Source organism: Bradyrhizobium sp. SZCCHNS3052, from assembly GCF_032484495.1.
Taxonomy (GTDB): Bacteria; Pseudomonadota; Alphaproteobacteria; order Rhizobiales; family Xanthobacteraceae; genus Bradyrhizobium.
Window position 1 is genome coordinate 574071 of the sequence record NZ_JAUETB010000003.1, and the last position, 20833, is coordinate 594903.

General features: G+C 63.0%; 19 protein-coding genes and 3 pseudogenes. 15 read left to right on the top strand and 7 right to left on the bottom strand.

Annotated features, from left to right (window positions below; all coding sequences use genetic code 11):
- Positions 1–19: 19 nt before the first annotated feature.
- Genes QX073_RS14235 through QX073_RS14245 form a run of 3 tightly spaced genes read right to left on the bottom strand, consistent with a single transcriptional unit; the run spans position 20 to position 2164 of the window.
- Entirely contained in the window at positions 20–961 is a 942-nt protein-coding gene (locus tag QX073_RS14235; protein WP_315706511.1) for an SMP-30/gluconolactonase/LRE family protein, read from the bottom strand.
- Complete coding sequence (locus QX073_RS14240; protein ID WP_315706510.1) at positions 936–1508, bottom strand: hypothetical protein; 573 nt, start codon at positions 1506–1508, stop codon at positions 936–938. The genes QX073_RS14235 and QX073_RS14240 overlap by 26 nt, the downstream gene beginning before the upstream one ends.
- Positions 1505–2164, bottom strand: coding sequence for a GntR family transcriptional regulator (locus tag QX073_RS14245; protein ID WP_315706509.1), 660 nt, complete (start codon positions 2162–2164; stop codon positions 1505–1507). The genes QX073_RS14240 and QX073_RS14245 overlap by 4 nt, the downstream gene beginning before the upstream one ends.
- 217 nt (positions 2165–2381) lie before the next feature.
- On the opposite strand from QX073_RS14245, the gene QX073_RS14250 reads away from it, so the two are divergent.
- The 7 genes and pseudogenes from QX073_RS14250 to QX073_RS14280 all read left to right on the top strand — a co-directional run bounded on the left by QX073_RS14250 (position 2382) and on the right by QX073_RS14280 (position 9059).
- Positions 2382–3401 carry a TRAP transporter substrate-binding protein gene (locus tag QX073_RS14250; RefSeq protein WP_315706508.1) on the top strand — a complete coding sequence of 340 codons (1020 nt, stop codon included), beginning with the start codon at positions 2382–2384 and terminating at the stop codon, positions 3399–3401.
- Between the two features lie 74 nt (positions 3402–3475).
- Positions 3476–3985, top strand: a complete 510-nt coding sequence (locus tag QX073_RS14255) for a TRAP transporter small permease (RefSeq protein WP_315706507.1) — start codon at positions 3476–3478, stop codon at positions 3983–3985.
- Positions 3986–4040: 55 nt separating this feature from the next.
- A pseudogene (locus tag QX073_RS14260) lies at positions 4041–5314 on the top strand (TRAP transporter large permease).
- Between the two features lie 28 nt (positions 5315–5342).
- Positions 5343–5837 carry a type II 3-dehydroquinate dehydratase gene (locus tag QX073_RS14265; RefSeq protein WP_315706506.1) on the top strand — a complete coding sequence of 165 codons (495 nt, stop codon included), beginning with the start codon at positions 5343–5345 and terminating at the stop codon, positions 5835–5837.
- A gap of 13 nt (positions 5838–5850) precedes the next feature.
- Positions 5851–6507 (top strand): hypothetical protein, encoded by a 657-nt coding sequence (locus QX073_RS14270; RefSeq protein WP_315706505.1) that lies wholly within the window; start codon positions 5851–5853, stop codon positions 6505–6507.
- Entirely contained in the window at positions 6507–7322 is an 816-nt protein-coding gene (locus tag QX073_RS14275) for a sugar phosphate isomerase/epimerase family protein (RefSeq protein ID WP_315706504.1), read from the top strand. Before QX073_RS14270 ends, QX073_RS14275 begins: the two co-directional genes overlap by 1 nt.
- Before the next feature lie 15 nt (positions 7323–7337).
- Positions 7338–9059 carry an FAD-dependent oxidoreductase gene (locus QX073_RS14280; protein WP_315706503.1) on the top strand — a complete coding sequence of 574 codons (1722 nt, stop codon included), beginning with the start codon at positions 7338–7340 and terminating at the stop codon, positions 9057–9059.
- Here the strand turns inward: QX073_RS14280 and QX073_RS34415 are convergent.
- Positions 9060–9188, bottom strand: a pseudogene (locus tag QX073_RS34415) (hypothetical protein); the annotation flags it as partial.
- A gap of 59 nt (positions 9189–9247) precedes the next feature.
- Between QX073_RS34415 and QX073_RS14285 the strand changes: the two are divergent.
- Positions 9248–11074 carry a tannase/feruloyl esterase family alpha/beta hydrolase gene (locus QX073_RS14285; RefSeq protein ID WP_315706502.1) on the top strand — a complete coding sequence of 609 codons (1827 nt, stop codon included), beginning with the start codon at positions 9248–9250 and terminating at the stop codon, positions 11072–11074.
- Between the two features lie 279 nt (positions 11075–11353).
- Here QX073_RS14285 and QX073_RS14290 read toward each other — a convergent pair whose 3' ends face one another.
- Complete coding sequence (locus tag QX073_RS14290) at positions 11354–12421, bottom strand: LysR family transcriptional regulator (RefSeq protein WP_316179841.1); 1068 nt, start codon at positions 12419–12421, stop codon at positions 11354–11356.
- A 135-nt stretch (positions 12422–12556) separates the two neighbouring features.
- On the opposite strand from QX073_RS14290, the gene QX073_RS14295 reads away from it, so the two are divergent.
- The 6 genes from QX073_RS14295 to QX073_RS14320 all read left to right on the top strand — a co-directional run bounded on the left by QX073_RS14295 (position 12557) and on the right by QX073_RS14320 (position 19224).
- Positions 12557–13639: a 2,3-butanediol dehydrogenase gene (locus QX073_RS14295; RefSeq protein WP_316225906.1), complete on the top strand. Its 1083-nt coding sequence runs from the start codon at positions 12557–12559 to the stop codon at positions 13637–13639.
- Between the two features lie 84 nt (positions 13640–13723).
- Entirely contained in the window at positions 13724–14860 is a 1137-nt protein-coding gene (locus QX073_RS14300) for an ABC transporter substrate-binding protein (protein WP_315706499.1), read from the top strand.
- Positions 14861–14917: 57 nt separating this feature from the next.
- Positions 14918–16408, top strand: coding sequence for a sugar ABC transporter ATP-binding protein (locus QX073_RS14305; protein ID WP_315706498.1), 1491 nt, complete (start codon positions 14918–14920; stop codon positions 16406–16408).
- The gene (locus tag QX073_RS14310) at positions 16405–17370 is read left to right on the top strand and encodes an ABC transporter permease (RefSeq protein ID WP_315706497.1); all 966 of its coding nucleotides are present in this window, start codon (positions 16405–16407) and stop codon (positions 17368–17370) included. Before QX073_RS14305 ends, QX073_RS14310 begins: the two co-directional genes overlap by 4 nt.
- Positions 17371–17522: 152 nt before the next feature.
- A complete protein-coding gene (locus QX073_RS14315; RefSeq protein WP_315750107.1) occupies positions 17523–18347 on the top strand; it encodes an ABC transporter permease in 825 nt (274 codons plus the stop codon).
- A gap of 409 nt (positions 18348–18756) precedes the next feature.
- On the top strand, positions 18757–19224 hold the full coding sequence (locus QX073_RS14320; RefSeq protein ID WP_315706495.1) for a transposase: 468 nt from the start codon (positions 18757–18759) through the stop codon (positions 19222–19224).
- On the opposite strand, the pseudogene QX073_RS14325 reads toward QX073_RS14320, so the two are convergent.
- Positions 19200–19355: pseudogene (locus QX073_RS14325) on the bottom strand (IS256 family transposase); the annotation flags it as partial. The gene QX073_RS14320 and the pseudogene QX073_RS14325 sit on opposite strands and share 25 nt — an antisense overlap.
- A 675-nt stretch (positions 19356–20030) precedes the next feature.
- The gene (locus QX073_RS14330) at positions 20031–20393 is read right to left on the bottom strand and encodes a hypothetical protein (RefSeq protein ID WP_316225907.1); all 363 of its coding nucleotides are present in this window, start codon (positions 20391–20393) and stop codon (positions 20031–20033) included.
- 60 nt (positions 20394–20453) lie between these two features.
- On the opposite strand from QX073_RS14330, the gene QX073_RS14335 reads away from it, so the two are divergent.
- The gene (locus QX073_RS14335; protein WP_316205636.1) at positions 20454–20819 is read left to right on the top strand and encodes a helix-turn-helix transcriptional regulator; all 366 of its coding nucleotides are present in this window, start codon (positions 20454–20456) and stop codon (positions 20817–20819) included.
- Positions 20820–20833: the final 14 nt, after the last annotated feature.

The following is a 20833-nucleotide window of genomic DNA, read 5'->3' on the forward strand; positions in this document are numbered from 1 at the left end:
CAAAACGGGGGAGAGCGGTTTACCTGCCGCGCCTGATGCGACCGTCGTCAGCTTTTTGGCGTCGCACAGCACCGCCCGATGGGAAACGATGTTCGGAGAGGCCTTGTGCGAGGCCGCGGACAGCAAGCAGATGTCCCGCCATGGGTTCGGCACTCAACTGCTTCGGATCCAGGAATTTTCTGGCCGTCGTGATGAACAGCGTTTTGAGGTCGCTGCCTCCAAAGCACACGCAGGTCGGGTTCGTCACCGGCAATGGGACGATGGTGTCGATCTGCCCGTTCGGGCGGTAGCGTACGACGCGGCCGCCCGAGAAGAAGGCTGTCCATAACCCGCCTGCGGCATCGACGCAGGCGCCGTCCGGTCTTTCCTTCGACGTGCTATAATCTGCAAACAGGCGCCGGTTGCTGATGATACCGTCGTCGAGATCGAAGTCGAACGACCAGGTGCAGTATCGCCGCGTATCGGTGAAATAGAGCGTGCGGTTGTCCGGCGCGAACGCGATCCCATTGGTCACGATGACGTCGCCGAAGATGCGCGTCACCTGGCCGTCTCCGGTCACGCGATAGAGCGAGCCGTTCGGGCGATGCAGCTGGTTGTCCATGGTGCCGATCCACAAGCGGCCGCGCGCATCAACCCGGCCGTCGTTGAGGCGGTTGTCGAGGCCGTTTTCGACCTCGACAAACTGCTCCGGATGATCGGCCGCGCGACGGTACAGAGTCAGATCCCGTGCGAGCAGATGCGAGCCGTCCGCCGTCAGCGCCTGGCTGCCAAGGAATTGACACTCATGGGAAACAGCGTGGTGCGCGCCAGTTTCCGGATCGAACGACTGATGCAGCCTGCCGTCGATATCGATCCACCACAGCTTGCGGGTCCGGTCGCACCATAATGGCGTCTCGCCGAGGAGATCGGCGTTGGCCACCGCAATCTCGACCCGATCAGCGGAGATCGAATGAATGGTCATGTCGGAATCCCGTTCCAGCCGCGCGCGCTATCGATCTCAGCTTTTCCAGCGGGCGCATCGCCTGGACGAAGCGGCAGTTCCTTGCGCAGCAGGTCCGCGGCGTCGGCGGAAGGAACGACAACTCCACGCCGACAGCAAGCCCCGGCGTCGCGACGGATCGGACATGCCCGAGCGCGAGCGTCATGGCCTCGACCGAGGTTGACGATCCGAACACGGCCGGCGGCATCCAGTATCCGGCGTCCGTCCTATTGGGGATGCTGTCCCGCTCGTTCCGGTTGGCGGTGTAGACCGTCTTGTCCGGCTCGCCCTTCACATAGATGAGGATCGGCAGGTGCCGGCTGATGCCGATCGCGTCCATGAAGTCGAACTGGAAATGGTAGTAGCCGCCGAGAAGGTACTGATGTTGTGCTTCGACGTGCAGATCAGGACGTCGATGCCGGCCGCGTCGAGCAGGCCGTCGAGCCGGGCGGTCGAGAAGGGAATGTTGGCGCGCATGAATCGTTCTCTGCGTCGACCACCCGGGGGGCGGCAAGGTGAGGGCGATCAATTGCCGGTCCAGGAGGACAGGGCATGCGCGACACAGTTGTTGATGTGCTCGCTCAGGACGGTCCTTGCGCCCTCGATGTCGCGCCTCAGGGCGCATTCCAGCAGCGCCTTGTGCTGGTTGATCGTCTCGCTGCCGCGATAGCGCAGTGCGTAACGGAAATATTTGTCGAACACGATGGAATGCGTATGCATCAGCTCGCGCGACCCGCAACGCGAGATCAGCGCCTGGTGGAATTCGCCGTCGTAGCGCTTTCGCAACTCGGGATCGTCGCCCTCCTTCAGGATGGTGCGCTCGGTCGCGGCCAGCTTGTGATGCGCTGACACCACGCGTCCTTCCCACTCGACGTCTCCGGCGCGGAACGACTCGGCCATGGCGTGATGCTCCAGCAGGATGCGCAGCTCGGCGAGCTCGCGCAGGTTCTGGAGCGAGACCGGTGCCACCTCGAAGCCACGCTGCCCTTCGGCGACCACGAAGCCTTCGGACGCCAGGCGATTGAGGATCTCGCGCAGGGTCGAGATGCTGACGCCGTAATCCTCCTTCATCGCCTCGAGCCTGAGGCGTCCCGACGGCGTGAGCACGCCGAAAATGATGTCGGAGCGGATGCGCCGATAGCCGCTGTCGCCCGCCGACAGCGGCCGTTCCTCAAGATCCGTCATGCCTTCTGATCCCGCTCGCCCGGAGCGCCGCCCTGTGGGAGCGGGCCACTCGCCGGCATTATAGCAGAGTCGCGGCATCTGATGTCCATTGAAATCTCATATGAAATTATGATTGTCGTTTGACATCGATATTGATGTGTGTTTTCTCGATAAACAGAGGGTACGGAAAATAAGCGCTCAACCCGCCGCGTGCCCCGAAGAAACCAGGGAGGACACGATGAGCTTGTTCGCACGGGCGCTGTCTGCCGCCGCGATCTCGGTGGCGCTGACGGTCGGCGCATCTGCCGCCGATGACATTCAGGAGCGGACGATCCGGTGGGGGCACCTGAACAACACCGATCACCCCGTCAGCTTCGGCGTGCAGAAGTTCGGAGAGATCCTGCTGGCCAAGAGCGGGGGTAAGATGAGGGTCCGCGAGTTCGCGGCCTCGCAGCTCGGCAACGAATTGCAGCAGCAATCCGCGCTGCGCGGCGGCACTCAGGAGATGCTGTCGGCCTCGACCACGTCGCTTGCGACCGTCGTGCCCGAGTTCGGCCTGATCGATTTCCCGTTCCTGTTCAACACGACCGAGCAGGCCGATGCGCTCGCGACCGGCAAATTCGGCAAGGCCATGCTTGAGGGCCTGCCGTCGAAGAACCTGATCGGCCTCGGTTATTGGGGCCTTGGCTTCCGCAACGTCACCAACAGCACCCGGCCGATCACCAAGGTCGAGGACTTCGCCGGCCTGAAGCTGCGCGTCATTCCGAACCCGGTCTATCTGGAGAGTTTCAGCGCTTTCAAGGCCAATCCCGTCCCGATGGCGTTCGGCGAATTGTATTCGGCGCTGGAGACTCGCACCGTCGACGGGCAGGAGAATCCCTACACCGTCATCCTCTCCAACAAGTTCTACGAGGTGCAGAAGTACGTCTCGGCCACCAACCACACCTTCACCCTCAACATCATCCTGGTGAGCAAGACGTTCTGGGACAAGTTGTCGCCGACCGAGCAGCGCCTGATGCGCGAGGCCTATGAGGAAAGCCGCAACTATCAGAAGGAGCAGACGCGCCTCCAGACCGAAAAGGCGCTGGCGGAATTGCAGGCCAAGGGCATGCAGTACAATGCGATCGCTCCCGAGGAGACCGAGCGCATGCGCAAGGCGGTTCAACCGGTCGTGGACAAGGTCTCGGCCAATCTTCGGCCCGAGACGGTGAAGCTGTTCAACGAGGAAGTCGAGCGCATCCGCAAGGACGTAAAGTAATCGCCTCTCCATCACGATAGGCGGCGGAGCCGGCCCATGCCGGCTCACGTCCCACATCTGCTCGGACCTGACGCATGGCGCAGTTTCTCGACCTCTATTGCTCGTTTCTGAAAGCCGTCATTGCCGCGTGTCTCGCGGCCATGGTGGTGCTGGTCTTCGGCAACGTAGTGCTGCGCTATGGCTTCAACTCCGGCATCACGGTGTCCGAGGAGCTGTCGCGCTGGCTGCTGGTGTGGCTGACCTTCCTCGGAGCCATCGTCGCGCTGCGCGAGCACGCCCATCTCGGCGTCGACAGCCTGGTGCGGAAGCTGCCGGCCTCCGGCAAGCGCATCTGCTTCCTCATCAACTACGGCCTGATGCTGTTCGCCGATTGGCTGCTGCTCTCCGGCAGCTGGCGTCAGACCCTCATCAACATCGACGACCGCGCGCCGGCGACCGGTCTGTCGATGGCCATCTTCTACGCCGTCGGCGTGATCTTCGGTGTGTCGGCCGCAATTATCCTTCTCTACGACCTGTACCGGGTGATCAGCGGGCAGGCGAGCGAGGAGGACATGGTGGCGGTCAGGGAATCGGAGGAGCAGTGATGGCCTCGATCGTCTTCGCGCCCTCTCACTCTCTCCGCGTCACCCGGATCATGCCATGACGATCGTCGTCTTCACCGTCTCTCTGCTGGGCGCCATGGCGCTGGGCATGCCGATCGCCTTTGCGCTCCTCATCTGCGGCGTCGCCCTGATGAGCACCATTGACATGTTCGATCCCCAGATCGTCGCCCAGAACGTCATCAACGGCGCCGACAGTTTTCCGCTGATGGCCATCCCGTTCTTCATGCTCGCGGGCGAGATCATGAACAAGGGCGGACTGGCCAAGCGCATCGTCAATGTCGCACTCGTGGCGGTGGGGCATTTCCGGGGCGGCCTGGGCTACGTCACGATCCTGGCCGCCTGCATCCTGTCGTCATTGTCGGGGTCGGCGGCGGCCGACGCCGCCGCGCTGGCGGCGCTGCTGGTGCCGATGATGGTGGCGGCGGGACACAAGAAGACCTATGCGGCGGGTCTCGTGGCGGCCGGCGGCGTGATTGGCCCGGTGATTCCGCCCAGCATCGGATTCGTGATCTTCGGCGTGGCCGCCAACGTCTCGATCTCGAAGCTGTTCCTTGCCGGCATCGTGCCCGGCCTTTTCCTGGGATTGGGCCTTTGCGCCGCCTGGTACTGGGTGGTGCGCAAGGAAAACCTGTCGCCGCCGCCGCGCGCCGCGAGGTGTGGCATGCGATCACCGACGGCTTCTGGGCACTCATGCTCCCCGCCATCATCATCGTCGGCCTGCGCTTCGGGATCTTCACGCCAACCGAGGCCGGCGTCGTCGTCGCCGTCTATTCGATGTTCGTCGCGACGTGCATCTATCGCGAGCTGAAATGGTCCGAGATCTACGCGGTCCTGGTCTCGTCGGCCGTGACCACGAGCGTCGTCATGTTCCTGGTCGCTGCGGCCTTGGTGTCGTCCTGGCTGATCACGGTGTCTGAGATCTCCAACCAGGTCGTCGATCTCCTGAAGCCGTTCATGAGCAACAACACCATCCTGATGCTCGCGATCATGGTGGTCGTCGTGATCGTGGGCACGGCGCTCGACATGACGCCCACCATCCTGATCCTGACGCCGATCCTGATGCCAATCATCAAGGCGGCAAATATCGACCCCGTCTATTTCGGCGTGCTGTTCATCATCAACAACTCCATCGGCCTGATCACGCCGCCGGTCGGCATCGTGCTTAACGTCGTCTGCGGCGTGTCCAAGATCAGCATGGAAGACATCATCAAGGGGGTCTGGCCCTTCATGATCGCGCAGCTGATCGTCCTGTTCGCGATGGTCCTGTTTCCCGGCCTGGTGACGGTGCCGGCGCGATGGTTCGGCGGCTGATCGGGCTGCGTTGGCAAAGGAGTCGAACATGGCCGCACGGATCGTGATCTTGAATGGACCCAATCTCAATTTTCTCGGCATTCGGGAGCCCGACATCTACGGCTCGACGACGCTGAAGCAGATCGAGGACAGCTGCCACGCGCTCGCGGACCAACTCGGCGTATCCGTCTCGTTCCACCAGTCGAACATGGAAGGCGAGCTCGTTGGTCTGATCCAATCCGCTCACGGCCAGGCGGATGCGATCATCATCAATCCGGCAGGCTATTCTTTCACATCGGTCGCGCTGATCGATGCGCTGAACATCTTCGATGGGGTGAAGATCGAGCTGCACATCTCCAACATCCATGCGCGGGACGAGCTGCACCGCCATTCGATCACCTCGCGGGCCTGCACAGCGGTGATTTGCGGACTTGGCGCTTACGGCTATCTCGCTGCGATCCTGGCGGTCGTCCAGCGGCTCGGGCAATTGCCTGAAACGATTCCGCCGGCCCTGCACGGGCTTGCGCTAACCGGCAAGATGTAATCAGGAGACAAGCATGCGCGGAACAGGGTTTCTCGCCATCTGGAGCGACGTCGAGGCGCATGATCTGACCGACTACCGGCATTGGCTGACGCGCGAGCACACCACCGAGCGCGTGACGACGCGGGGCTTCCTGGCGTCGCGTGTGTTTCGTGCCGTGCGCAGCGACGTCAACCGCTTCTTCATCCTGTACGAGCTCGAAACGCCCGAGGTCCTCGACGGCAAGGACTATCTGGCGCGGCTCAACGCGCCCACCCCGTGGTCGCAGCGCATCATGCCGAAGCTCGGCAATTTCATGCGTGGCGGCGGTGTGATCGTCGCGCGCGCCGGGCGGGGCGAGGGCGCCACGATCGTGGCGCTGCGGATCGACAAATTGCCCGCCGACCCGCAACGGCTGGCCACCGCGCTCGTTGGCTGCGACGGGATCGCTGCCGTGCAGATCGGGGCGACCGACGCGCCGCGGACATCCGTACCGACCGCTGAAAAGGGCATGCGGAAGCACGAGGGCTTCTTCTCGGGGCTTCTGTTGATCGAGGCGCTCGATGACGCTTCGTTGCAGAGGGCCTTGCGGCAGGCGCGGACACTTGCATCCGATGTCATGGAGGGAGCCAGCGAGCCTGACTTCTATCAGGGCATGTTTGCGCTCGACGCACGCATCGCGGATGCTTGCTGATGGCGACCTTTTCGCTCGCTGCGCTGACCGTGCTCGACTTGGCGCCGCCCGAGATGATCGATCTGGCGGCCCGCTGCGGCTACGACAAGGTCGGCCTCAGGCTGCTGCCGGCCGTGCCCGGTGGACTGGCTTATCGCCTGATGGATGACGCCGCGCTCCTGCGTACGACGCTCCAGCAGTTGCAGTCGACGGGTGTAACCGTTGCCGATCTCGAGGTCGTCGCCTTCAGACCTGAGACGAGCGTCGCGTCGTTCATGCCGTTCTTCGAGACAGGCGCACGCCTCGGCGCCAGGCACATCCTTGTCGCCGGCTATGACCCCGACCTGGCGCGGTTCTCCGATCGTTATCGGCAGTTTTGCGAGGCGGCTGCTGCGTTCGGTCTGACCGCCGATCTGGAATTCATGCCCTGGACCAGCGTTCCTGATCTGACAACCGCGATGCGGATCGTTGACGATGTCGACCATCCCGCGGCCGGCATTCTGGTGGATGCGCTGCATTTCGATCGATCGCGAAGCAAGCTCGCGGATCTCCGCTCCATCCCGGCCGATCGGCTGCACTATTGGCAGCTCTGCGACGGTCCGGCCGAGCGCCCCGCGACGACTGAGCAAATGATCCATGCCGCGCGCGAGGAGCGCATGTTCCCGGGCGAGGGCGGCATCGATCTCGTCGGTCTCACGCGGGCGATGCCGGACTGCCTGACCATCAGCATCGAGGTGCCGACCGTTGTGCTGGCGAAGACCGTCGATGCTGAAACGCGGGCGCGGCGCGCCCTTGCAGCGGGCAGGGCCGTGGTCGAAAAGGCGCAGGCGCTGTGACGGAAGAGGCTGGTGATGGCGCACAACGATCGCCCGTGGGACGTTGAGACCGATCTGCTGGTCGTCGGTACCGGCGCTGCCGGCATGACGGCCGCGCTGGTGGGCGCGCTCGAAGGGCTCGACGTCGTCCTGTGCGAGAAGTCGGACATGGTGGGCGGCACCACCGCAACCTCCGCCGGCACGGTGTGGATCCCGGGCAACCGGCAGGGCCGCCTTGCGGGGACGCCTGATACGGTCGAGGCCGCGCGCACCTATCTCGCTGCAATGCTCGGCGAGCACGCCGCCGACCGCCGCGTCGACATGTTCCTTCGGGCAGGGTGGGTCGTGCTTGATGATCTCGAGCAGAAGACGAGCGTTCGATTTGCGGCGCCTCCGATCCACCCCGACTACAAGCAGCTTCCGGGCGCTGCGATCGGCGGACGCGCGCTCACGGCCATGCCGTTCGAGGGCCGAAAGCTCGGACCGGATTTTGCCCGTGTCAGGCCGCCGCGTCGGGAGTTCATGGTGCTCGGCGGCATGATGGTGAGCAAGGCGGACATCCCGGCGCTGCTGGCGCCATTCCGCAGCTGGAGCAGTCTTAGGCATGTCCTGGGTCTGCTCGCCCGGCATGCGATGGACCGGATCAGCCACACGCGCGGAACGCGCCTGGTCATGGGAAACGCGCTCGTCGCGAGGCTCCTCGACAGCCTCCGCCGCGTCGCCGTCGACCTGCGCTTCGAGACCGAACTTCGCGATCTCGTTTGCGAGGGGGATCACATCATGGGTGCGGTTCTTTCGTCTCCTGGCGGAGAGCTCAGGATAAGGGCCCGCAAGGGCGTCGTGCTGGCGAGCGGAGGCATCGGCTGGAGCCGTGAGCTAAGAGAGCGTCTATTCCCCGAGCCGGCGCGTCGACTTTCGCTCGCGCCCACCTCGAACACCGGCGATGGCATCCTGGCGGCGGAGCGCGTCAGTGCAGCGATCGCCCGAGACCTCGACAGTCCGGCGTTGTGGATGCCGAGTTCGGTGATGACGCAGGCCGACGGTCATGTGTCGATCTTCCCGCACATCATGCTCGATCGCGCCAAGCCTGGATTGCTGGCCGTGAACAGGTCAGGCCGCCGTTTCGTGAACGAGGCCGATTCCTATCATGACTTCGTCGCCGCGATGCTGCGATCGAACGCGCCGTCTTCAAGTCCGGCCTTCCTGATCTGCGATGCGACGTTCATCAAGGATTTCGGCATTGGGCTCGTTCGTCCGGGGACGCGAAACCTGAAGGCGTTCGTGCAAGCCAGCTATCTGGTCGAGGCGGAGACGATCGAGCAGCTGGCGCGAAGGATCGGCGTCGACGCCGGGCAGCTTGCGGCAACGGTCGAGCAGTATAATCGCTACGCGGACAGCGGGATCGACGAAGACTTCGGCCGAGGGTCCAGCGCGTTGAACCGGTTCAATGGCGATCCGGAGACCAAGCCGAACCCATGTCTGCGGCGGATCGGTCAGGGGCGCTATTATGCCGTCGCCGTGTGGCCGTCGGATCTCGCCAGCAGTTGCGGTCTACTTACGGATGAGCGCGCCAGAGTGTTGTCACGCAACGGAACGGTCTTGCCCGGACTGTATGCCGTCGGGACCGATGCATCCTCCATTTTCCGCGGCATGTACCCCGGACCTGGAACGATGATCGGCCCCGCCATGGTCTTTGCATGGTGCGCCGCGCTCGATTGCGCAGGAACGCTCGCTGACCGAATGAGGCTGTCTGAGTGACCAACGGGAGGTTCGCAGGCGATTCTGATTCGCGACAATTTTGCCTTCGGGTTCAGGCGCCGGGTTGGCGCCCCCGGAGTCGCGGCTCGGCTGCGCCGCACAGACCCATGAGCCGCTGACGGTACCGATTGTAGACTAAGGCGGCCCCGGGCTGCCAACAGAGAACGATAAGCAAGAGGAGAGAACTGATGCCGATCGCGCGAGGAATTTTTTGGGCAATGCTGCTGGTGGCTGCGACTTGCCAGGTGACATCGGCGTTCGCCGAGCCGATGGCTTGTGACGACGGCATCAAAGCCGCCTTCCATCCCGACGAGATCACGACCGTGATCGCGGTCCGCCGGGTCAACAAGGGTGAGGAGCTTTTGGCGCCCGATGCGCCGAAGCCGATCACGGCGGCAGCCGATCTTTGCCTCGTGAAGCTGTTGGTCGGTCCCGGCGTCACAGCGGAGAAGGACAAAAACGCGCGCTCCTATTCAGAAGGTATCGGCATCGAGGTCTGGCTGCCGACGCAGGCCAACTGGAACGAGCGCATCCGTAACTATGGCGGTGGCGGCTGGGTCGGCGGCGGCCATCGCTTCGCCGACAAGATCGGGAGCAAGGTGCCGGCAATTGTCAACGCCAATATCGGCTATGCTTCGGGCACAACGGATGCCGGCCAGCCGTGGTATCAGGACGGTTCGTTCGCCTTCCTCTCTGACGGCAAGGTTAACGTCGAGGGCCTCCGCGACTTCTCGGTACGGGCGATGGTCGAGCAGGCGATCAAGACCAAAGCGCTGGTCAATCTCTACTATGGCAAGGCGCCGAAATTCGTCTACTACGATGGACACTCGCAGGGCGGCCGCCAGGGCCTGAAGATCCTGCAGGAATATCCAGAGCTCTATGACGGCTACATGATCGCGCAGCCTGCGCCGAACATCGCGCGGTTCGGCACCACCAGCCTCTATCCGCAGATCGTGATGAAGACCGAGCTCGGCTTCTCTGCCATCAACAAGCCGGAGGCTGCCGCGTTCGCCGCCAAGGTCGACGCTGCCAACAAGCGCGCCGTTGCAACCTGTGACAAGGCCGGGCTCGGCTTCCTGCTTGATCCCTTCGCCTGCGACTACAATCCCGCCCGCGACGCGGTGCTGCTCTGTACGGGCGAAACGAGCGACGGCGTCACCGGAAGCAACGCCGACAAGGCAGCTTGCATGAGCTCGAAGGAAGCGGGTGCGCTCAACAAAATCTGGTACGGCGCGACCCGCGATGGCAGCGTCGATCCGGCTCAGACGGCGGAAGCCCGCAGCGGCAAGGCGCTCGGCGTGAAGCAGATGTGGTGGACCTTTACCAAGGGCACGTCGATCTCAACGCAGATCACGAGCCCGTCGACTGACAATTTTGCGCTCGGCATGGAGGACGTCAGCTACGCCGCTGATGCCAGCGCGACCTCAGCCATTCCGATCACCAACACCTCGACCGCAAGGCGCAACCGCTGGCTCGAGCTCGATTATGCCGCCTTCGCTGCTGGCGTCGACAAGAATGTCGAACTGCAGCCCACGCTGTTCAGCAATCTGATCACCGACAAGGCCGATCTCTCGAAGCTGCGCGATCTCGGCCGCAAGGTGATCATATGGAGCGGCCTTGCGGATGATGCGATCCCGCCGGCCGGCAACGTCAATTATCACGAGCGCGTGCTTGCTGCGATGGGCGGCGACGCCGAGGTCTCAAAATTCATGCGGATGTATCTGGTCCCGGGGGCTGCGCATTCCTCGCAGGGCCGCTCGTACACCGTGACCGGCAAGAACGACGCCGTGCCGCTGCCGAAACTGCCGGGCAATGCCAACCAGACGCCGACCCGCGACAAGGACCAGTTCTTCTCCGCATTGACGGATTGGGTCGAGAAGGGAGTGCCGCCGGGCGAGATCACGTTGACCTCGCGCGATGGCAGCGTGAGCTATCCGGTCTGCGTCTATCCGCAGCGGACGACGTGGGATGGCCGCGGCCCTGCGACGCAGCCTTCGAGCTTCAGCTGCCGCTAGTCACTACAATCAAGAAATTCTCGACAGAGGGGAGACAGACGAGAGGCGATGGCGGTCTCAGTTGTCGTTGGAAGAGCCTGACTCTTTCACCGTTGCATGTCGCAGCTCCGTCGTCAAAATAGGAATGAAGAACCATTGGTTTGGGATTGGCAGCGGACTTCGCTACCAATCCTACTATCTCATGCGCCAAACTACGATTTTTCGTGATTCGTACTCCCGCTGCTGGCAGTCCTCGTCCGCGAACGGCACGCAATTTCCGCCGAAGGACGTTGAAACAGGTCAGTCGCTCTCAGTCGGACGTCCGCGCAGTGAAGTCTCTGCGCTGTCCCAGGGCGGTTCCGGCCGCCAAGCCTCTATCAACGCATCGATGAATGTACGCACCTTCGGCGACAAGTGCCTGCTCGAAGGATAGACGGCGCGAATGGGTGCACCATCGGCGTCGACCTCTTTGAGGATCGGCACCAGCCGACCTGCACGCAGATCGTCGCTGACCAGGAATGTGGCAAGCCGAGCGATGCCGAAACCCGCAATCGTCGCGTCGCGCAAGGCTTCAGCGTTGGTCGCGACGAAACGCCCATTGATGGCGATCACGCGAGCTTGTCCGTTCTCGTTGAATCGCCAGTCGACGGAGCGCCCGCCGTGCACGAAGGCGAGGCAGCTATGCTGCGCCAACGCGTCGATGTTTCTCGGCGTTCCTCGCTCGGCAAGATAGGCCGGCGACGCACAGGTCACCAGGCGATGGCGCGCCAGAAACCTATTCATCAGCCGAGAATCTTCGCTGCTGCCGATCCTGATCGCGAGATCCACGCCCTCGTCGATGAGATCGACATAGCGATCGCCGAAGGAGGCGCTGACGGATATCTCCGGCCATTTGCGAATGAACTCATTGAGGACCGGAAGCACGTGCAGCCGGCCGAAGGATACGGGCAGATCCAGCCGCAACCGCCCCCGCGGCGCCTGCGAGTGACTGAGCATCGCCATCTCCGCTTCGTCGAGATCGGCGAGCAGCCTCACGCACCGCTCGTGGAAGGCGGCTCCCTCTCCGGTCAGTGAGACGCTTCGCGTGGTGCGCTGGAGCAGCCTGACCCCGAGCCGGTCCTCGAGCCGAACGATGCTCTTGCCGACTGCCGATCGCGAAAGGCCGATGCGTTCGGCCGCTGCCGTGAAGCTCTTGGCTTCGGCGACATGGACGAACACGCTGATGTCCTTCATCCGGTCGATAGCCATTGCGCCTCCTGAAACAGCCCCGAGCTGCAGCCGCGGCCATTCAAATCCGCCACGAACGGTCCGATCATTGGGGCAATACGTTCCCCAGTGAAGGGAAATCACCGGATATTGTGGCTCCAAGGCGCCTATTCTAACCTTTTTGAAACTGGCTGCACCAGCATGGGAAGTAAAATTCCCCATTCAATCAGATCAATGCAAACCGGTAACATGGTAGTGCGAGGCCAATAACCTGCCGCGCAGAAGGGGAAGCGCACCGTGAAGGCTGTTCGCTATTACGGACGGAAGGACATCCGTGTCGAAACCGTCGATGAGCCCAAGGAGATGGGCGCCAGCCAGCTCCTGGTGAAGCCGCTGTGGACCGGCATCTGCGGCACGGACCTCCACGAATACATTGCAGGGCCGATCGTCACGCCCGCGTCGCCGCACGTGTTCACTGCAGCAACCTTGCCGCAGATCCTGGGACATGAGTTCTCGGCCGAGGTACTGGACGTCGGGCGCGACGTCACTCATGTGCGGCGCGGCGACCGTATTTCGGTGCAGCCGCTGATGATGCCGATGAACGACTATTACAGCCGGCGGGGTCTCAACCATCTCAGCGAAAAGATGGCTTGCATCGGCCTCAGCTGGGCCTGGGGCGGCATGTCCGATCTCGCCGTCATCAACGACTACAATGCGGCGAAAGTGCCCGACTCCATCACCGACGAGGAAGCCGCCATGATCGAGCCGGCGGCGGTCGCGCTCTATGCGGTCGACCGCGGCGGTGTCCAGGCTGGCAGCACCGTGCTGATCGCAGGTGCAGGCCCGATCGGCGCGCTGACCATTCTGTGCGCCCACGCAGCCGGCGCCGCCAGGATCTACGTGTCGGAGCCCAACGCATCGCGGCGTCGAACGATCGAGAGCTGGGGTATTTGCGCCGGCGTCTACGATCCCAAGACGACGGACGTGGTCGCGCGCGTCAAGGAGCAGACCGAAGAGAATGTCGGCGTCGACGTCGCCATCGAATGCGTCGGTAACGAAAGCGCATTGAACACCTGCGTCGAAGCCGTGCGGCGGCGCGGTGTCGTGGTGCAGGCCGGCCTGCACGTCGGCAAAGCCTCGACCGATCCGATGTTGTGGGCCCTGAAGGACATCACCATCGAGGCAACCTGGTGTTACCCGACCACGATGTGGCCGCGCATCATCGGACTGGTCGAGTCTGGCAAGCTGCCAATCTCGAAGATCATCGATGGCCGTATCCGCGCCGAGGACGTGGTCTCGAAAGGCTTCGACGTCCTCACTGCGCCAAGCAACGACAAGCTGAAGATACTCGTGTCGACGCAGCTGGCGGCACCGTCGTGAGGCGGCGTAGGCAAGACCAGGGTTGATTGTCCAGAGCGACGCTCAAGTCGCCACGATCAGTGAAACCAAAGGGGAGGAACACCAATGAGAGTGACTATCGCGAGCTGCCTGTCACTGGCCTGCCTGGCCATGGTGACACCAATTGCCGTCCAGGCGGAATATTCCGGCGCGCCGCGCACGTTCCTGTTCAATCCAGCGCTCGACGTCTGCATTCGCGACACCGCGAAGTTCAAGAAGGCGCCGCCCTACACCATCGGCTTCTCCAATGCCGGCCTCGGCGACAGCTGGCGCGTGGTTGGCCTGCACTCGCTTCAGAAAGCTGCGCACGACCATGCCGACGTCGTGAAGAAGCTGCTGATCACCGATGCGGGCCATGACGATGCCAAGCAGGTCGCCGACATCCAGGATCTGGTCTCCCGCGGCGTCGATCTCCTGATCGTCAGCGCCAACACGTCGCAGGCGCTCGATCCCGCCGTCACCCAGGCGACCGAACGCGGCATCCCCGTCGTGATGGTGGACCGCCGGGTGGATTCTGACAATTTCGTCACCTTCGTCACAGCGTCCGACGCGATGATGGGGCGCCTGTTCGCGCAATGGATCGTCGAGAAGCTGAACGGCAAGGGCAACGTGATCATCCTCGGAGGCCAGGCCGGCTCCAGCCCGAACGAGAACCGTGTCAAACCAGCGATGCAGGTGTTCTCGGCCTATCCCGGTATCAAGATCCTGGAGACCGTCTACTCCGACTGGAGCCCGGTGAAGGGCAAGCAGGTGATGCAGGCCATGATCGCCAAGTACGGCCATAGCATCAATGCCGTGTTCTCGCCGCACGGATTGCAGGTGCCCGGTGCGATCGAGGCCTTTCTCGATGCCGGCTGGAAGGGAAGCGAAATTCCGCCGATCACCTCGGCCGACATGAACGGACCGATGAAGATGGCTATCAAGAACAAGTTCCCGCTGCTCGACATCGACTATCCGCCCGCGATGATGGGCACGGCGCTCGACGTCGCGCTCAAGGTGCTGTCCGGCGCCGCGGTGCCCTGCGTCTATACCATCAACAGCAATATCGTTCTGACCCACGGTGACGAGACGCCTTCCATTCCGAAGCCTGACATGTATGCGGAGCAGCACATCGTGCCCGACGGTCCCGACGACATGCTCGTGTCCGGCGGCATGGGCCCGACCTACAATCCGAGCACGTTCAAGATCGACTATCCGCACTGAACCCGGAACAATGGCGTACCGGCGAGGCCGGCACGCCAAAGGGGCAAGACGGACCGAATGCTCACACTCAAGGCCATTTCCAAGAGTTTTCCCGGCGTGCGCGCCCTCCACGGCGTAAACTTAGACGTCAAACCTGGCGAAATCCACGGCTTGCTCGGCGAGAACGGCGCCGGCAAATCCACCCTGATCAAGATCATCGCCGGCGCGGTTGCGCCCGACGAAGGCGAGATCACCCTCGCCGGTCAACGCGTGAGATGGTCGTCACCGCGCGAGGCGAAGCTCGCCGGAGTCCACGTCGTCTATCAGGAGTTCGCGCTGTTTTCGCAGTTGTCCGTCGCCGAGAACATCTTCCTCGGCAACGAGCGGCGCAACGCGCTCGGCCTGGTCGATCACGGACGGACACGGAAAGAGGCCGCTGAGCTGATGCGCAAGCTTGGCATCACCCTTGACCCTCGCGAGACGGTGGCCTCTCTCTCGGTCGCCGACCAGCAGATGGTCGAGATCGCGCGCGCGATGACGCACAATGTCCGCCTGTTGATCCTCGACGAGCCCACCGCCGTCATTGCCGGGCGCGAGGTCGAACTGTTGTTCGAGCGCCTGCGCCGGCTGCGCGAGGCCGGTGTGTCCATTCTCTTCATTTCGCATCGGCTCGACGAAGTCTTCGCGCTGTGCGATCGTGCCACGATCCTGAAGGACGGCCGTCTGGTCGGCACGACGGATACCGTCGCCGTCACGCGCGAACGGCTGATCTCGATGATGGTGGGGCGCGATCTCGGCGAGCTGTTTCCCCCGCGCTCGACCGCGTCGCGACCGGATCAACCCGTGCTACGCACCGACGGCATCTGCGTCGGCGACCGGGTCCGTGACGTCTCGATAGAACTGCATGCAGGCGAGGTCGTCGCGCTGGCGGGCATGGTCGGCGCCGGACGCACCGATCTGGCGCTCGGTCTGTTCGGCGCAGCTCCTATCTCGAAGGGCACTCTCCACATCGCCGGCGAGCGCTTTACGGCAATGACGCCCGCCAAGGCGATCGGGCTCGGCATGGGCCTCGTCACCGAGGATCGCAAGTCGCAGGGGCTTGCGATGCTGCTCGACATTGCTGCGAACATCACTGGGCCAGCACTCGGCGAGGTCACCCGCTACGGAGTGATTGATCGCGAGGGCGAACTGGCGATCGCCGCCCACGAAATCGAACGATACCGCATCGCCTGCCGCGGACCGGCAACGCCGGTCGCAACCATGTCGGGCGGAAATCAGCAGAAGGTGATCATCGCGCGCTGGGCACGCCTGTGCAGGTCGATACTGATCCTCGATGAACCGACACGCGGCGTCGACGTCGGCGCCAAGGCCGATATTTACCGGATCATGCGCGAACTTGCCGATTCAGGCCTCGCAATCCTGATGATCAGCTCGGAAATGACCGAGGTCATCGGCATGGCCGATCGCGTGATTGTCATGCGCGAGGGACGGATCGCCGGCGAGCTGCCGGGATGCGACGCCACGGAGGAAAGCATCATGTACCTGGCCACGAGCGAGCGCGCCGCATGACCGCGATCGCCGCCCGTCTCGCGATGCCTTGGTGGCTGCGCAGCAATGCGGGGCTTGCCGGCGTGCTCGTCCTGATCTGCGCGGTATATCTTGTTGGCGCAACGGTCTCCGACCGATTCCTGACGCTGGGCAACCTGCTCAATGTCTATGAGCAGACCACCGACCTTGCGCTGGTCAGTATCGGGCAAACCCTGACCATTCTCAGCGGCGGCATCGACCTCTCGGTCGGCTCGCTGATCAGCCTCACCTCCTGCCTGACATCAGGCCTGATCAACGGCAATCCGGATCGGGTCGTTCCGGTCGTGCTCGGCGTGCTCGCGCTCGGGACATTCGTCGGCGTGCTCAACGCCGGCCTGGTCGTCACCTTGCGCGTTCATCCGCTGATCGTGACGCTCGGCATGGGCGCGGTCCTGCAAGGCGTGACCTTGCTCTACGCACTGGGACCGGTCGGTCGGGTGCCGCGCAGCTTCACCGTGCTCGCCTATGGACGCATCTCGGGCATCCCCATCGGAGCGACGCTTGCAGTCGTCCTTGGCATCCTGGTCGCGCTGCTGCTGCGATATTTGCCGCTCGGCCGCCAGATCTACGCCCTTGGCGATGATGCGAATTCCGCGCGTCTCGTGGGATTGCGGCGGACGCGCATCCTGATGCTGGTCTACGGCATCTCGGGCTTCTGCTGCGGGGCGACCGGGCTTTATCTCGCCGCGAGGTTCGGCGTTGGACAGCCCTACACCGGCGTCAACTACACCTTGGCTTCGATCACTCCGGTCGTGCTCGGCGGTACCTTGCTGAGCGGTGGCAAAGGCGGCGTGATCGGCACGCTGTTCGGCGCCTTTCTGATCACGCTCCTGAACAACCTGCTCAACTTCATGGACGTGTCGAAGCACTATCAATTGGTCGCGCAGGCGGTCATCATCATCCTTGCCGTCTCCATCTATGTCGAACGCCGCAGGATCGGGTGAGCAGGATGTCAGGCTCCGTAGAAATCGCCGGCTCCGTCACCCCGTCCTGGTCGGTCCGCAGCGTCATGGAAAGCTATGGCACAGCCCTCGCTCTGCCGCTGCTGCTCGCGCTTGGTGGCGTGATCTCACCGGCCTTCGTCAGTCCCGGTAATTTGTCCAACCTGCTGCTACAAGTCGCGCCGCTCGCGATCGCAGCCATGGGGCAAAGCCTGGTGATGATCGTTCGCGGCCTCGATCTCTCTGTCGCCTCGATGATGGCGACCGCCGCCGTGATCGCGACCGGTTTCTCGGGCCTCGACCAGAATGTCCCCGCCATCGTCGCGACGGCCTTGGTGGTCGCTGTCAGCGTTGGCCTGCTCAACGGCTTTCTCGTCACCAAGCGTCAGGTGTCCCCGTTCCTGGCAACGCTCGCCACGATGATCCTGCTCCAGGGATTCAGGTTCGCCTACACGCAGGGCGCGCCGTCCGGCAACGTGCCGCCGGTACTGCGGCTGCTCGGCTCCGGAAAATTTCACGGCGTGCCCTATAACGTACTCGTTCTGCTGTTCGTAGCGGTCTTGCTGGCTGGGGTCCTGCACCGTTCCGCTTTCGGAAGGAGGATTTTCATTGTCGGCGGCAATCCAGTGACGGGGCGCCTGTTTGGCATCCGCTCCGACGCGGTCATGATCGGCTGCTACCTGATCTCGAGCTGCCTTGCGGCGCTCGCCGGGCTGATCCTGAGCGGTTATGTCGGGCTCGTCGACAACTGGGTCGGGCAGGGGTACGAGCTCGACTCGATCGTAGCCTGTGTCGTCGGACGGGTGTCGCTGCGGGGCGGCCGCGGCTCGATCCTTGGCGCCCTCACGGGAGCCGCCATCATCGTCATCCTCGCCAACGAAGTGGTGCTGCTCGGCGTGCCGGTCCAGGTCCAATTGATCATCAAGGGCGTCGTCATTGTCCTCGCTGCTGCAATCTACACTCGTAGAGATGCACCATAGCGTTTTCTAAGGATGCGATGAGAGGAAACCCACCATGAGCGAGCATTGAGAGGAAACTGTTCCGGGTAGAAAACCGGGTACTCTCAAAAAAGTCCAATTGATTGTGCCGCTGCACCGAAGTTTGTTGCACGAGCGGACAGACCGGAGCGTTGCACGTGTTGTAGCCCCTGCGGAAGAGGTCTCCACAAGCGCATTGTTATTCGGCGATTGCTGAGGACATTCCGTGTTCATTACGATTGCCGTCAGCGACAATATTGGCTGGTTCATGGAGAACTTGCCGAGCGTTGGATGTCAGCCACCAGCGGCCATGACCCACCCCACCCGCACGTGCACATGATCGTACCGGGCGGCGGCATCTCGCCCGACGGCCAGCGCTGGGTGTCCTGGCGGCCAGGATTCTTCCCTGCCAGTGCGGGCGCTTTCACGCCTGTTCCGTCGGCTGTTCCTGGAGCGCCTGGCCACCCTCCACCAGGCCGGGCGCCTGATCTTCGGCAACGACGCCCACCTCGCCGGAGAACAATCATTAGCAACGTTGCTGGCAGCGTCGGGCAAGATGGAATGGGTCGTTTATGCCAAGCGTCCGTTCGGTGGCCCCGAGGCAGCGCTGGCCTATCTGTCGCGCTATTCCCACCGCGTCGCTATCGCCAACAGCCGCCTGCTCGCCTGCGGCCAGCAAGGCGTCACCTTCAGATGGAAGGATTACCGCGTCGAAGGGCCGCGACCGTCAAAAGCGGATGACGCTCGCGACGGACGAGTTCATTCGCCGCTTCCTCATCCACGTGCTCGCCTCCGCCGCATCCGCCACTACGGCCTGCTGGCGCGAGGCGCCTGCACCGACAACGTCGCACGCGCGCGCGAGCTGCTCTTCTCGCCATAGGCGGCTCCAGTCAGCCCGGCGACCTCCATCTCCATCAACCGCTGGGCGGCAAAGCCGATCATCTCGCGCAGAAGATCCGCGTCCGGGGCCTCCTCGACGAGCGCGCGAAGGTTCATCATCTCGTCGGTCATCGGTGGTTCCTCGAATCGAGTTGGTGTCAGCAACCCGACCCTACCGGGCAATCACCGGTGACCACCGCAAAGCCGTCCGCCCGCTACGGCGCTATGGGAGAGCGCGCGGGCGGACGGCTTTGCTCTACCAAGTTACACCACGCCCGGGAACACCGCCCTTAAAAGTATCGCAAAGCGGCAACCCGGACAAGCGCAACGACGGCTCTGGGTCGCGGGCGGAAGTCTCATGCAGAGTAAATCTCGTCTGCACAACCTCGGGCAACTGATACGCGTGGCCCTGACGGGCTTCACCTGAACCGCCTCCGTACCGCGATAGGAAATCTGTGCGTCTTCTCCGTCGTGACCGAAGCGCGACCCTTCTGGCGCCCTAGCGTCCACCCGAAGTCGCCTCCGGATCCTCACCAAGGGCCTACCTCGCCACCCTCGGTCTCGCCGCTTGGCGCGGCAAAGATCGATGTTTGATAATGCGATAGGCCCCGGACGGCTAAGGCCTTGAGCCGGTTCACGGCCTATCGGGTGCTGCGGCGCTTGGTCCTGCGGCCGAGGTCCATGCCGTCAATTGGCCAGGAGACTAAGGCCGCTATCCTACTCGACTTGCCGGCCGACCATTTGGCGGCCACTGATCGCTCACGAACGGCGGTTTTTGGGCGGGTCTTCGAGATCCGACCTTCCGAATTAGGCTGCTCTCCTGTAACAAAATAGGGCTTCTGCGATAGTGGGCTTCACGATGTAGCGGACCCCCGCTACCACCATTCCCCACACTCCCTTTACTCTGCTTGGGTATGCCTCCCCGCCAATCAGCGAGTTGAGACGGCCAGCAATTTCAACACAGACCCCGCCCGGGCGCGTGTCATCTCTCGACACCGTCACCGTCTCCACAAGATCTCGAATTGCTTCGGCAGCCTCCGTATCGCCTGCGCTCACACCTTTGCCGAGCGCATTTTCGAGCCGCGCCAATTGCTCTTCGTATCGCCGAAGAATGACGGGGTGGAGCGCAATCGGCTGCGGAGCGGAGGGCTGGCTTTGCAATTCAGCCATGATCCGCTTCCGATCGGCATCCAGAGCCGTGGACCGCGGGCCGAGAATCGAAGGATCGCCATGCCCCTTGGCGATGGCGTCAGCTGGATGCCGCAGCGAAGAAAAAGAAGCTCAATTATCCAGTATGATTGCGGGAACAGGTTTGCCGGCCGCTTCACAGACTGCCTCGATAAGCAGGCGAACCGCTTTGGCATGCCAATAGATTTTCGCTCACGAATGAACGATTTGCGGGATACTGTTGCTCGGAATTTGCGTCGCCTCCGAACGGGGAAGGGCTGGACGCAGGAGGAGCTTGCGTTCCGAGCAAAAGTCGATCGGAGCTATGTCAGTCAGCTGGAGACAGGGGTATACAGCGCATCTGTGACGATGCTCGGTAAGCTGTCCAAGGCGCTCGGCGTAGAGCCCAGCGAATTTCTAAAACCTTGACCAGAGCCTCTGGT

Excerpts from the sequence above, each read along its gene's own strand:
- QX073_RS14300 (WP_315706499.1), top strand. The coding sequence starts at position 13,724 with ATGAGAGTGACTATCGCGAGCTGCCTGTCACTGGCCTGCCTGGCCATG.
- QX073_RS14255 (WP_315706507.1), top strand. The coding sequence starts at position 3,476 with ATGGCGCAGTTTCTCGACCTCTATTGCTCGTTTCTGAAAGCCGTCATT.
- QX073_RS14250 (WP_315706508.1), top strand. The coding sequence starts at position 2,382 with ATGAGCTTGTTCGCACGGGCGCTGTCTGCCGCCGCGATCTCGGTGGCG.
- QX073_RS14335 (WP_316205636.1), top strand. The coding sequence starts at position 20,454 with ATGCCCCTTGGCGATGGCGTCAGCTGGATGCCGCAGCGAAGAAAAAGA.
- QX073_RS14310 (WP_315706497.1), top strand. The coding sequence starts at position 16,405 with ATGACCGCGATCGCCGCCCGTCTCGCGATGCCTTGGTGGCTGCGCAGC.
- QX073_RS14285 (WP_315706502.1), top strand. The coding sequence starts at position 9,248 with ATGCCGATCGCGCGAGGAATTTTTTGGGCAATGCTGCTGGTGGCTGCG.
- QX073_RS14305 (WP_315706498.1), top strand. The coding sequence starts at position 14,918 with ATGCTCACACTCAAGGCCATTTCCAAGAGTTTTCCCGGCGTGCGCGCC.
- QX073_RS14270 (WP_315706505.1), top strand. The coding sequence starts at position 5,851 with ATGCGCGGAACAGGGTTTCTCGCCATCTGGAGCGACGTCGAGGCGCAT.
- QX073_RS14245 (WP_315706509.1), bottom strand. The coding sequence starts at position 2,164 with ATGACGGATCTTGAGGAACGGCCGCTGTCGGCGGGCGACAGCGGCTAT.
- QX073_RS14235 (WP_315706511.1), bottom strand. The coding sequence starts at position 961 with ATGACCATTCATTCGATCTCCGCTGATCGGGTCGAGATTGCGGTGGCC.
- QX073_RS14280 (WP_315706503.1), top strand. The coding sequence starts at position 7,338 with ATGGCGCACAACGATCGCCCGTGGGACGTTGAGACCGATCTGCTGGTC.
- QX073_RS14275 (WP_315706504.1), top strand. The coding sequence starts at position 6,507 with ATGGCGACCTTTTCGCTCGCTGCGCTGACCGTGCTCGACTTGGCGCCG.
- QX073_RS14330 (WP_316225907.1), bottom strand. The coding sequence starts at position 20,393 with ATGGCTGAATTGCAAAGCCAGCCCTCCGCTCCGCAGCCGATTGCGCTC.
- QX073_RS14265 (WP_315706506.1), top strand. The coding sequence starts at position 5,343 with ATGGCCGCACGGATCGTGATCTTGAATGGACCCAATCTCAATTTTCTC.